At 48.0% G+C, this 11,924-nt stretch carries 13 protein-coding genes; 5 read left to right on the plus strand and 8 right to left on the minus strand.

Translation table 11 applies throughout. The features are described 5' to 3' along the window. Positions 1-163: 163 nt before the first annotated feature. Together CWE22_RS00080 and mutY are read right to left on the minus strand one after the other, a co-directional pair. Positions 164-436 carry an oxidative damage protection protein gene (locus CWE22_RS00080; RefSeq protein WP_169929386.1) on the minus strand — a complete coding sequence of 91 codons (273 nt, stop codon included), beginning with the start codon at positions 434-436 and terminating at the stop codon, positions 164-166. A gap of 72 nt (positions 437-508) precedes the next feature. Then, complete coding sequence (mutY, locus tag CWE22_RS00085; protein WP_169929387.1) at positions 509-1,525, minus strand: A/G-specific adenine glycosylase; 1,017 nt, start codon at positions 1,523-1,525, stop codon at positions 509-511. Positions 1,526-1,688: 163 nt separating this feature from the next. On the opposite strand from mutY, the gene CWE22_RS12145 reads away from it, so the two are divergent. Both CWE22_RS12145 and trmB read left to right on the plus strand, forming a co-directional pair. After that, on the plus strand, positions 1,689-2,753 hold the full coding sequence (locus tag CWE22_RS12145; RefSeq protein WP_275069048.1) for an OmpA family protein: 1,065 nt from the start codon (positions 1,689-1,691) through the stop codon (positions 2,751-2,753). A 134-nt stretch (positions 2,754-2,887) separates the two neighbouring features. Then, the gene (trmB, locus tag CWE22_RS00095; protein WP_169929388.1) at positions 2,888-3,610 is read left to right on the plus strand and encodes a tRNA (guanosine(46)-N7)-methyltransferase TrmB; all 723 of its coding nucleotides are present in this window, start codon (positions 2,888-2,890) and stop codon (positions 3,608-3,610) included. Positions 3,611-3,612: 2 nt separating this feature from the next. On the opposite strand, the gene hemW is transcribed toward trmB, so the two are convergent. Both hemW and rdgB read right to left on the minus strand, forming a co-directional pair. Further along, positions 3,613-4,749, minus strand: a complete 1,137-nt coding sequence (gene hemW, locus CWE22_RS00100) for a radical SAM family heme chaperone HemW (protein ID WP_169929389.1) — start codon at positions 4,747-4,749, stop codon at positions 3,613-3,615. Then, positions 4,746-5,342 carry an RdgB/HAM1 family non-canonical purine NTP pyrophosphatase gene (gene rdgB, locus CWE22_RS00105; protein WP_169929390.1) on the minus strand — a complete coding sequence of 199 codons (597 nt, stop codon included), beginning with the start codon at positions 5,340-5,342 and terminating at the stop codon, positions 4,746-4,748. The genes hemW and rdgB overlap by 4 nt, the downstream gene beginning before the upstream one ends. A 20-nt stretch (positions 5,343-5,362) precedes the next feature. On the opposite strand from rdgB, the gene CWE22_RS00110 reads away from it, so the two are divergent. Next, a complete protein-coding gene (locus CWE22_RS00110; RefSeq protein WP_338052895.1) occupies positions 5,363-7,162 on the plus strand; it encodes a potassium/proton antiporter in 1,800 nt (599 codons plus the stop codon). 2 nt (positions 7,163-7,164) lie between these two features. On the opposite strand, the gene CWE22_RS00115 is transcribed toward CWE22_RS00110, so the two are convergent. From CWE22_RS00115 to CWE22_RS00130, 4 genes are read right to left on the minus strand one after another with little or no spacing between them, the layout of a single operon-like run. Further along, entirely contained in the window at positions 7,165-7,602 is a 438-nt protein-coding gene (locus CWE22_RS00115; RefSeq protein WP_169929391.1) for a DUF4426 domain-containing protein, read from the minus strand. A gap of 3 nt (positions 7,603-7,605) precedes the next feature. Continuing rightward, positions 7,606-8,130, minus strand: a complete 525-nt coding sequence (locus tag CWE22_RS00120; RefSeq protein WP_169929392.1) for a YggT family protein — start codon at positions 8,128-8,130, stop codon at positions 7,606-7,608. Positions 8,131-8,157: 27 nt separating this feature from the next. Next, complete coding sequence (proC, locus tag CWE22_RS00125; protein WP_169929393.1) at positions 8,158-8,988, minus strand: pyrroline-5-carboxylate reductase; 831 nt, start codon at positions 8,986-8,988, stop codon at positions 8,158-8,160. Between the two features lie 32 nt (positions 8,989-9,020). Continuing rightward, a complete protein-coding gene (locus tag CWE22_RS00130) occupies positions 9,021-9,710 on the minus strand; it encodes a YggS family pyridoxal phosphate-dependent enzyme (protein WP_169929394.1) in 690 nt (229 codons plus the stop codon). A 45-nt stretch (positions 9,711-9,755) separates the two neighbouring features. Between CWE22_RS00130 and CWE22_RS00135 the strand changes: the two genes are divergently transcribed. Together CWE22_RS00135 and CWE22_RS00140 are read left to right on the plus strand one after the other, a co-directional pair. After that, the gene (locus tag CWE22_RS00135; protein WP_169929395.1) at positions 9,756-10,793 is read left to right on the plus strand and encodes a type IV pilus twitching motility protein PilT; all 1,038 of its coding nucleotides are present in this window, start codon (positions 9,756-9,758) and stop codon (positions 10,791-10,793) included. 14 nt (positions 10,794-10,807) lie between these two features. Further along, positions 10,808-11,920 carry a PilT/PilU family type 4a pilus ATPase gene (locus CWE22_RS00140; protein WP_169929396.1) on the plus strand — a complete coding sequence of 371 codons (1,113 nt, stop codon included), beginning with the start codon at positions 10,808-10,810 and terminating at the stop codon, positions 11,918-11,920. The last annotated feature ends 4 nt before the right edge of the window (positions 11,921-11,924 follow it).

An 11,924-nucleotide genomic window follows, 5' to 3' on the forward strand; every position in this document is an offset into this window, starting at 1 on the left:
CGTAGTCTAACAGATTTAGGCTACTTTCTCTAGTTTGAGGGTATAAATGCAGGCTATGTCGGTCATACTGCTATTTACTTTGATGCGAGAGCTCTGGTTTCGTGATATTTGTGTGAAAAAAGCGTAAAAAAAAGCCCCGCATTTGCGAGGCTTAGTGAGTTGTTTATTGGGCGGGGGGCGTGTAGCCCTCAATTTTGATGTCTTTTCCTTCAAATAAGAAGGCTTTCATTTCAGTCTCGAGAAATTCTCGTGATTGTGGGTCCATCAAATTTAAACGCTTCTCGTTGATCAACATGGTTTGCTTCTTCTGCCATTCGGCCCATGCCTCTTTAGAGATGTTATTGAAGATTTTCTCTCCTAACTCGCCTGGATAGAGCTGGAAATCGAGTCCTTCAGCTTCTCGCTGAAGATATTGACAGAAAATGGTACGGCTCATAATCGTTCTCCGCTACTGCGTTAGGTATGAATTCGCGTTAGTTTACGATGCCCCGTGGGACCAACGCAAACTTCATGATTCTTCGGCGTTCAGGTCGAGAGCGGATTCAATGAACTTGCGCATAGGCGCAGGCAATCCGACAGTGTCTAATTGATTGACGGTGAATCGAGACTGTTTGTTGTCACTCTGATGATCTTTTGAGTGCCAGATACAGGCATGAAGTTTGTAATGTGAAAACTGATGATGAAACTCACCTTTGGATTTAGCGGTAGAAGTTGGGGTATCAATTTCTGGCAATGCCCACAGTTTAGGCCACACGCTAGTGTCATTGCGTTGCTCAAGGAGCAAGCCTTCAGAGTTATAATCCCAGACAAAGTGGCCAGTACGTTTCGGTATGGTCTTTTTCGGAGACCTCTCCGGTAAAGATTCGACTTGGTTATGCGCCCAAGCAAAGCATTCTGGGCGTAACGGACATGCATCACAAAGCGGTAGACGAGGTTTACAAACAGTCGAGCCTAAATCGAGAAGTCCTTGCGCAAAACGCCGATTGTCTTGAGTGGGAGTGACCGCTTCGGCATACGCCCACACAGTTTTCGAAAAAGCGGTGCTGTTCACCGCACCACGAATACCAAAATACCTTGCGAATAAACGCTTGACGTTACCATCGACAATGACACCGCGTTGATTAAATGCAAACGATAAGATCGCTCCAGCCGTATAAGGTCCAATTCCCGGAATTTTACGTAGCTCTTCAATATCTGCAGGAATTTGTCCTGCTAGTTCTGCGGTGATGTAGAGAGCTGCGCGGCGCAAATTCCGAGCGCGGCTGTAATAGCCCAGACCTTGCCAGCAATTGAGAACTTGATCTTCTGTCGCTTGCGCGAGCGCTTCGACGGTTGGAAAGTTTTGCATCCAACGCTCAAAATAGGGAATGACCGTTGCTACTTGAGTCTGTTGCAGCATGATTTCGCTCACCAAAACCTTGTAGGGGTTGACGTTCAATTGCCATGGTAATTGGTGGCGACCATGTTGCTGCTGCCAAGCATTAACACTTTCAACGAATGAAAACGTTGATAATTTGTGTGACAAAGAATTAAGTCCTGAAGTTTTAATTGGTTAGTGGAATAAATTGCTTAGCAAATTATGTGCAAATATAACGTAAAGATGGAGTAAAACGAGCAATCTTTACAATTATGGTGTATATTGACGGCAATATTAATATTGATTCGGTGAGAATTAAAAGGAGCATCTCATGAAGCGATTAACAATTGTATCAGCTGCAGTTTTAGCGGCGATAGTCTCACTGCCATCGATGGCGCGTGAAAATGACACACTTGTATATGATGTTTATGTCGGACCGCGAATTGGGTTATTTGGAACTGATTCCGACCGTTTGGCTGCAGACAACGGACGTGTGGATACCTTTGCAGGTGGTTTTGATAGCGCTTTTGCGGGAATCGAAGCAGGCTTGAATTTCACGCCGGAGTGGGGTTATCGCATGTATTTCGATTACTTACGCGGTGATGCTCAGTCTCTAGGTACCGTCGACGGTACTATTTTCGGTGTCGACGTCATGTATAACTTCGACCAAAATTGGTACGGAACCATCGGTTTCAACGCAACGGATTACGCTGATCAAGTACATCGCTTTTACCGCGTTGGCTTAGGTCACAAAACATTCCTCAACAACGATTGGGCATTAACCGTTGAAGGCGCTGTGCAGCAAGATGAGGGTGATTTAACTGAGTTCTTGCTCATGACAGGTCTGCGCTACTACTTCGGAATAAATGGCTACAACCCAAATTCAGTGCCGGCTGAACCAGCGGTAGCTCCAGCTCCTGTCGTGCGCGACAGTGATGGCGATGGTGTGCCAGATGACCGTGATGCGTGTGCAGACACTCCAACTGGTTATAAAGTCGATGCAAATGGTTGTACTGTTTATGAAAACGAAACCGTTCGCCGTGATTTAGTCGTCACTTTTGGTTTCGATTCTTCAGTAATTCCTGCTAACCAGAAAGGTGATATCCGCGTAGCAGCAGACTTCCTGAAAGAATATCCGCAGCTAGATGTGACCATTGAAGGTCACACTGATAGCACGGGTCCAGCTGACTACAACCAATGGTTATCAGAGCGACGTGCGAAAGCTGTCGGTGATAGCTTAGTGTCTGACTTTGGTATTGAGCAGTCTCGTGTGAAAACGGTCGGCTATGGCGAAACCAAGCCACGCGTATCAAATGATACTCGCGAAAATCGTGCGTTGAACCGCCGTATCGAAGCGAATATGTCAGTGACTAAACAAGTTCCAGTAAAAGATTAATTACTGCGACTTAGACGAAAGTCTTTAGTAAAACTAAAGGCACGCCAAACTTGCGTTTGGCGTGCCTTTTTGCATAATGTTCCGCGCATTTACCGCTTTGCATCACCGATCCCTAATTAAAGTGAAACAAAACCATGGCAGACAGTGAAGATAATTTGAAACGAGCGATAGCCGAAGACAAATACATTCGGAAGATTCGCAGTTTTGTTAAGCGCGAAGGGCGGCTGACGAAAGGGCAGGCCTCGGCGATTGAGCGTAACTGGGCTGGCATGGGATTGGATTATTCAGGTAGTCGTTATGACCTAGAAGCTATTTTTGGTCGCAGCGCGCCGACTGTTCTCGAAATAGGTTTTGGTATGGGGCAGTCCCTCGTGGCTATGGCTGCAGCTGCGCCAGAGAAGAATTTTATCGGCGTTGAAGTGCATCGCCCTGGTGTCGGTGCCTGTTTGCATGAAGCTGAAGCAAAAGAACTGACCAATTTACGCCTGATCGAGCACGACGCAGTTGAAGTCATCGAAAACTGTCTCGATGACGGCAGTCTAGCAACGGTTCAGATATTTTTCCCTGACCCGTGGCATAAAAAACGTCACCATAAAAGACGTCTAATTCAACCCGCATTTATCGAGTTATTGCGTCCCAAGTTACAGATCGGTGGAGTGATTCACCTAGCGACAGATTGGGAAAATTATGCGGAGCACATGCTGGAAGTGATGCAGGGTTCTAAACACTTTCGTAATCTAGCAGCGACCGGCGATTACATCCCGCGTCCAGCCGAAAGACCACTCACCAAATTTGAAAACCGCGGCGAAAAGCTTGGGCACGGTGTTTGGGACTTAAAATTCGAGCGAATTGCCTAAACCTAAATCAACTGGTCGAGAATATTATTCATATAACGGCGCCCGAGTGGCGTCGTTTGCCATTCTACCGGAGTGGAAATCAGTAATCCTTGCTCCATTGCTGTGACGATTGAGGACTCGGCATGTTCAATGGTGAGCCCAGTGCGTTCTGAGAATCGGGTTTTCGGAATGGCCTCATTCAAGCGCAATTGATTCATGAAGAATTCATACACCAATTCATCGGTCGGCACGGTCCATTGCTTGTAGCGTAGTGACCGCGTCAAATCCAAATAGCCTTGAGGATGCTTGATCTTCTCACAGCGCTGAATCTGCTGTGTCGTTGGCTGCGTCACTTTGCTGTGTGCGCCACAGCCAATTCCTAAATAATCGCCGTAAGTCCAATAATTACGATTATGCGCGCTTTGATGCCCCGGTTTGGCGTAAGCACTGACCTCATAGTGCTCATAGCCTGCGCTGAGGAGCAATTCATGGCCTCGTTCTTGTATTTCGGCAAGCCGATCATCGTTGGGTAGTTGCGGCGGACGACTCGCAAAAGCGGTATTAGGTTCAATAGTCAACTGATACCAAGATAAGTGCGGCGGTTCGAGTTCGAGTGCTTGTTCAAGGTCGGCTAAGGCCTGCGGTACAGTTTGTTGTGGTAACCCATGCATTAAATCTAAATTGAAACTACGCAATGGTAAGCTTTGTGCATGCTTAGCGGCGGCTTTCGCTTGGTCAGGGTTATGGATGCGCCCTAAGCGCTCCAGATGCTCGCTGTGGAAGCTCTGGACACCAATTGATAGCCGATTAATACCAGCGCTCACAAAGCCAGAGAATCGTTCGGTCTCGAAGGTTCCCGGATTTGCTTCTAGCGTAATTTCCGCGCGCTGCGCGATAGGAACAGAGGCATTGATTCCATCGAGAAGTCTCGCGACCGCATCGGCACTGAGCAGACTTGGCGTTCCGCCACCAATGAAAATGGAATGTAATTCTCTGCCTTGTGCCCACTCTACATCCGCTCGCAAGTCGTCTAAGAGTCTGCTGATGTATTCCTGTTCAGGTAAACCACCTTTAAGTGCATGTGAATTAAAATCGCAGTAGGGGCATTTTTGAATACACCAGGGCACATGGACATAGAGCGAGAGTGGAGGAAGTTTCACGAACGTTCATCCATAGCTAGCAGCAATTGTTGTAATGCTTTACCGCGGTGACTCAATTGGCGTTTGACCGCAGGCTCGAGTTCCGCTGCTGTACACTGATGACTGTCGACCCAAAAAATTGGATCGTAACCAAAACCTTGTGAGCCACTCGCCTGTGTCGTGATGGAGCCATGCCACGTGCCATGACACACTAAAGGAGTTGGATCGTGAGCATGACGCAGATAGACAAGAACGCAGTGAAACTGAGCTGTGCGCTGCTCAGCGGGGACATCGGCTAACTGTTTGAGGAGTTTCTCAAGGTTTTCCTGATCGGATGCTTTGGGGCCTGCGTAGCGAGCAGAGTATATTCCGGGCTCCCCACCTAGGGCATCAACCGCCAGACCGGAATCATCAGCGAGAGCCGGCAAACCTGTCAACGTTGCGGCATGTCGCGCTTTGATGATGGCATTTTCAATAAAGGTAAGCCCCGTCTCTTCGGCTTCAGCAAAATCCCATTCAGTTTGCGCTCGTACTGACCACAATTTGGGAGCTAGCATAGCTTGCAACTCCCTTACTTTGCCTTGGTTACCAGTGGCTAATACGATTTCTTGCATCGAGGTTTACCTATTTCGTTGTGGTGTTGGTATTATACGGGCTAGAGGCGGCAACGACTACCGTCGTAGCGGAATCAGGGAGTAATCAAGTGGCAGAACTGACGGGAATCATGCTATTGATGGGCGCGTTACTGGTGATCAGTATCCTCGCGGCTGTCGTCTCATCTCGTCTTGGCGCTCCATTACTACTCACATTCCTAGTTATTGGAATGCTTGCCGGTGAAGAGGGATTGTTAGGTATTCAATTTAATAGTCCAGAGATCTCATTCTTTATCGGTTCATTGGCACTCGTTATAATTCTGTTCGATGGTGGTATGCGTACCCAACGGGAACGTTTCCGGGTGGCGCTCTGGCCAGCTATCAGTTTAGCCACACTTGGCGTTGCTCTCACCTGCGCAATCACTGCTGCTGGTGTGGTTTGGTTGTTTGATCTTCCCTGGCCAACGGCGCTCTTAATTGGTGCTATTCTCAGTTCTACCGATGCTGCTGCAGTGTTCGGTATCTTCCAATCAGCGAATCTGCGTATTAAGCAACGTGTTGCATCAACTCTGGAAATTGAGTCTGGGACTAACGACCCCATGGCAGTCATTTTGACCATGACGCTGACTGCAGTGGTGGTGAATATTGACTCGTTCACTATCAACGCCATGGTTTTGGATATCGTGCAACAGCTAGTACTAGGACTGTTCATTGGTTGGTTTGGCGGCCGTGTATTCATTTACATGGCGCGCAAAATATCGGTTCAATTTACGTTTTTTCCATTACTCGCAGCAGCCTCGGCGGTCGTCATTTTTGCATTGACCACGAGCATTGGGGGAAGTGGCTTTCTGGCTGTCTATCTGATGGGATTTGTGATTGGGAATTCACGTTTGCCGCAGCTGATGCATATTCTGCAGGTCCAAGATGGCTTGGCCTGGCTCAGTCAGATCATGATGTTCTTGATCCTCGGTCTGTTGGTGACGCCTTCACACTTGTTGGAATCTTGGCCACTGTCGTTAACAGTAGCAGCTTTAATGATCTTTGTAGCTCGTCCCATTGCAGTCTTTATCAGTTTGCTACCCTTTGTTTTTCCGTGGCGCGAGCAGCTCTTTATCAGTTGGGTAGGTCTGCGTGGGGCTGTTCCAATTATCTTGGCACTGTATCCATGGCTCAGTGGTGTGCCAGATCAAGAGTTGTTCTTCGATATCGCCTTTATGGTCGTGTTGATTTCTTTGTTGTTACAGGGGTGGACACTGGCGCCGTTTGCGCGCTGGTTAGGTCTCGAGGTTCCCGCAACTGCAGAGCCTGATCGCCGCATGCCATTGGAGCTCGTAGGTAGTAAAGATCCAATGGAACTATGGGGCTATCAGGTCAGCGAGCGCTCACCTGCATGTGATCATTATTGGCATGAATTACGGTGGTCAGTGCCGGTGGAGTTTGTGGGTATTATTCGTGACGGTGAGTGGGTCCTACCGGAGCGTCGTCCGCAGGTATTGGAAGGGGACATGGTCCTTGTGGTAGCCAAAGTCGAGCACCTCGATGAAGTCAGTCGCGTCCTATCTGCGGGCGGCAGTGCAACAGAATTACGCAATAGTGACTTCTTCGGTGATTTCAGTCTCAAAGGTTCGTTGACGCTGGCTGACATAGCAAGCTTCTACCCAACGGGAGAGCTCGACGAGAAGATTCAACAGTTAAGTATCAGCGCTTACTTTACCGAGAAGTTCCACCGCCGGGTTGTTGTGGGCGATCAATTGAAGTTGGGACAGGTACAGTTGACGGTGCGCGACCTTCGCAGCACCGGAGAAATTGAGCAAGTAGGTGTAAAGTTATTGGAATCCTAGTCTCAGTTAACCCAGAACTCCTGGCTAAAACGCAGCTCTTGAGAGTTGCCGTTCTCGTCTTCGATCGTAATAAAAAAGCGCAGGACTTCATTGGCGGTAAATTCTGCTTGGCTTAGATAGTAAACCGCATCGCCCTCGATCACTTCCTGAAATTCAAGTCGTGATTGCATGCTCAGTGGGTTCATGGTGTAGCCACTGACGCTGACTTGTTGAGCCGGTTTGCCCGCCTCATTTGCCGCTAATACAGCGATGTTTAATGTTGCTACATAGGCATTACGTTCTAAGTTGTATTGCTGCGCCATTTCTGGGCGCAACAATGTTGAGTTAAAAGCATTGTAGTGCACTTCCCATGGACCTAAGCGCTTGCTTTGTTCCGCCTCTACTGACGGTGAAACAAGACCTAAAAGCAGTAGAGATATCAGTAGCCACTTCATGTTCATGTTTTACACTCCAATGACAATACGAACTGCCTGAATAGCGATAATCAGCACCAGCACCGATAGGTCTAACCCACCAATAGGCGGGATAATGCGTCGGATCGGCGCTAAGAAAGGTTCCGTTAACTGTTGGAGTAATGCCATCATCGGGTTATAGCCCTGTGCAAACCAACTTAACAATGCTCGAATCAAAACAATCCAGAACAACAAATCTAGGAACTGACTCAATACCGAAAGGGTACCGATTACTAAAATGTCGCCCCACATAAACGGAATACCGATAATGGCACTGAGGACAACGTACTTTCCGATGCCGACTAACCAAGCCAACACTACCGATGCGAGATCCCAGCGGCCCACCATAGGAAGAGCCATTCGCAGTGGTTGCACTAGCGGATTAGTCACCTTCACTACAAACTGACTCAGCGGATTATAGAAATCAGCACGCGCAACTTGCATCCAGATGCGTAACAGCACCACAATTAAAAATAAGTCGAATACCATTTCGACTAAAAATCGCATAAGGTCCATGAGTTGTTCCTGTGTTAGGCCTTTCGATTAAAACAGCTTAGCCATTTCTTGATTTCGTGCAACGGCTGCGCGCACGGCTTGCTCGGAAATATCGTCAATGTCGGCCGCTTGGTAGACCTCGATACCTTTGGCTGTTGAGCCACCTTTGCTCGTTACTTGTTTACGAAGATCTTCGAGCTCAAGATCGCTATCAATGGCCATAGTGGCTGCACCCAGCGCTGTTTGTTGAACCATGGCGCGAGCTTTTTCATGATCAAATCCAAGCGCTACAGCGGCTTTCTGCAGACTTGCCATAAATTCAAAGAAGTACGCAGGACCGCTACCTGCAACCGCTCCTAGAATATCTAGCTCATCTTCATCGGCAACCCAAAGCGTTTGCCCAACGCCGTCGAAGGCAAACTCAATAAACGCTTTGTCGGCAGCACTGGCACGATCATCAGCCACTAAACCAGAGACTCCCTCACCAACCAGAGAGGGTGTGTTTGGCATGACTCGAATCATCGTGATATTTTCGTTCAGGTATTGGCGGTACTTAGGAATGCGAATGCCCGCTGCAATCGAGACTATGAGTTTCGAGTCTAGGTTTGGAACCCGCCTACTTAAATCTGCACAAACATCGGCCATCAGTTGTGGTTTGACCGCGAGCACTATGACTTCGGCTTGTTGCGCAATTTCTGCGTTATCATTGCTGACATGAAGCTGATGGCGCTCTTTCAACGTATTTAGTTTCGCATCACTCGGATTACTAACAAATATATGATCTGCTGGATAGCCACTTTTCACCATGCCACCGACAATACTCTGAGTCATATTGCCTGCACCGATAAATGCAATTTTACGCGGGGTTGGTGTGCTCATTCAAAACTCCTGTAGTTTATCTAGGATGTCGCTTAGCGGGCCCGAGCGCCGAAAATTGCGGTACCAATACGTACCATCGTAGCGCCGTACAAAATAGCGAGATCGAGGTCATCACTCATGCCCATGGACAAAGTATCTACGGATGGATATTGGGACTGTAGCTGTGAAAACAACCCTTGCATGGCTTGGAAGCTCGTTTTACGCATTGCGGAATTGGCCCCGGCAGCAGGTATCGCCATTAAACCTCGCAAGCGCAACTCAGGTTGCTTAGCGATGAAAGATGCTAACTCACCGACAGCACTCGGAGCTACGCCCGACTTAGTGTCTTCTGCATCGATATTGACTTGAATCAATACATTTAAAGGTGGTTTTGAAGCGGGGCGCTGTTGTGCAAGTCGGCGCGCTATTTTTTCTCGGTCTACGCTATGCACCCAATCAGCGGTTTCGGCAACTGCTGCTGTCTTATTGGATTGCAGCGGACCGATAAAATGCCAAACGATGTCGTCAAACTGTTTGAGTTCAGAGGCTTTGTCGACAGCTTCTTGAACATAGTTTTCGCCAAAATGCCTTTGTCCAGCAGCATATGCATCTTGGATTGCGGCGATTGGTTTCGTTTTACTGACCGCAATCAGTGTAATGTCAGACGCCTCTCGCTGAGCGGCGCTCGCAGCTGCGGAAATTTGTTTGCGGACTTCATTTAATTGCTCAGCTATGCTATTCATCAGATTATTATTTTCACTCACGGTTAGCGTAGAAGGTTCATCACTATGGATATCACAGAGTTACTCGGCTTTGCTGTTAAGCATAACTCATCCGATTTACACTTATCGGCGGGTTCTTCCCCCATGATACGAGTTGATGGTGACGTTCGTAAAATCAATATTCCGGAACTCAATCATAAGCAAGTACAAGAACTTGTATATGACATTATGAACGATCGGCAACGAAAGGAATATGAAGAAAATCTTGAGTGTGACTTTTCGTTTGAAGTTCCAGACTTGGCGCGATTCCGGGTTAACGTTTTCCAACAAAATCGCGGTGCTGGCGCAGTATTGCGGACTATCCCGAGTGAAGTACTGACCCTAGAACAGTTGGGTGCTCCCGAAATTTTTAAAACCATCTCAGATAATCCGCGCGGCCTCGTGTTGGTGACTGGACCAACGGGTTCGGGTAAATCGACGACCTTGGCGGCGATGATCGACTACATCAACGAAACTAAACATCATCACATTTTAACCATTGAAGACCCGATCGAGTTTGTGCACAAGAATAAGCGCGCTCTGATCAACCAGCGTGAGGTACATCGCGATACCCATAGCTTTAGCAATGCCTTGCGCTCAGCACTCCGTGAAGATCCCGATGTAATTCTGGTTGGTGAGATGCGGGATTTGGAAACCATTCGTTTGGCAATGACAGCAGCTGAAACGGGCCACTTGGTGTTTGGTACCTTGCATACCACCTCTGCACCCAAAACGATTGACCGGATTGTGGATGTGTTTCCGGGTGATGAGAAGCCGATGGTTCGCTCGATGCTATCCGAGTCACTCCGTGCGGTTATCTCACAAACGTTATTGAAACGTGTGGGCGGTGGGCGAGTTGCTGCGCACGAGATTATGATTGCTACATCGGCGATTAAGAACCTGATTCGAGAAGACAAAGTCGCGCAGATGTACTCTTCCATACAAACCGGGGCCGCGCATGGCATGCAGACCTTAGATCAGTGTCTGCAAAACCTCCTGAACCAAGGTGTTATTTCTCGCGTGGATGCAAAATCAAAAGCTAGTTCTAAAGATGCATTTAACTAATCAGGAGCTTTGTGATGCTGGATAAATTATTACAGGCGATGATCAACCGCGATGCCTCCGATTTATTTATATCAGCGGGTCTGGCGCCAAGCGCCAAAATCAATGGTGAGTTAACGCCATTGACCGAGCAAAAGCTGAGTGATGAGGCAGCACTTGCGTTGGTGAAGCAAGCACTCGGTGAAGCCCATTTGGACGAATACTTAACCCACAAAGAGGCGAACTTTGCGATTGCTCGCGAGGGTATTGGTCGGTTCCGGGTTAGCGCATTTTGGCAGCGCGAAATGGCAGGCATGGTCATTCGTCGAATTGTGACCGAAATTCCTACCGTGGAACAGTTGAAGCTTCCCGAAGCGCTCGTGAAACTGATCATGGCTAAACGTGGTTTGATACTCGTCGTGGGGGGAACTGGTACTGGTAAATCAACCAGCCTTGCTGCGTTGATTGGACATCGAAACCAGAATTCTCGTGGCCACATTCTCACCATCGAAGATCCCGTCGAGTTTGTTCATCAGCATGGTCAGTGTATGGTGACGCAGCGAGAAGTAGGGAGCGATACCGAATCGTTTGATGCGGCGCTGAAAAGTTCGTTGCGGCAGGCACCAGACGTTATTATGGTGGGCGAAATTCGCTCCCAAGAAGTCATGGAGTATGCACTAACTTTCGCTGAAACAGGACATTTATGTGTCGCCACATTACACGCCAATAATGCAAACCAAGCTATTGAACGAGTCATGCAAATGGTGCCCGAGGATAAAGTGAACAAACTGATGTTTGACCTCTCTCTAAACCTCCGTGGCATTGTGGCACAGCAATTGGTTCCTACAGTTGAAGGTGGACGAGCTGCCGCCATCGAAATCTTACTCAATACCCCTATTGTCGCTGATAAAATTGCGAATCACGAAATGGGTGAAATCAAAGAAATCATGGGTAAGTCGCGCGAATTGGGTATGCAGACGTTTGACCAAGCATTATATGATTTATACAAAGCAGGCCGTATCACCTATGAAAATGCATTACGCCATGCCGATGCGCCGAATGATTTGCGCCTAAGAATTAAACTGTCGGGCGACAAAAAGGCTGACGATGGCGATAGTCCACTAGCGGGCGTTACCGTAGATTCAGATTAATTGG

The organism is Pseudidiomarina aestuarii, from assembly GCF_003987355.1.
In the GTDB taxonomy this organism is placed as follows: domain Bacteria; phylum Pseudomonadota; class Gammaproteobacteria; order Enterobacterales; family Alteromonadaceae; genus Pseudidiomarina; species Pseudidiomarina aestuarii.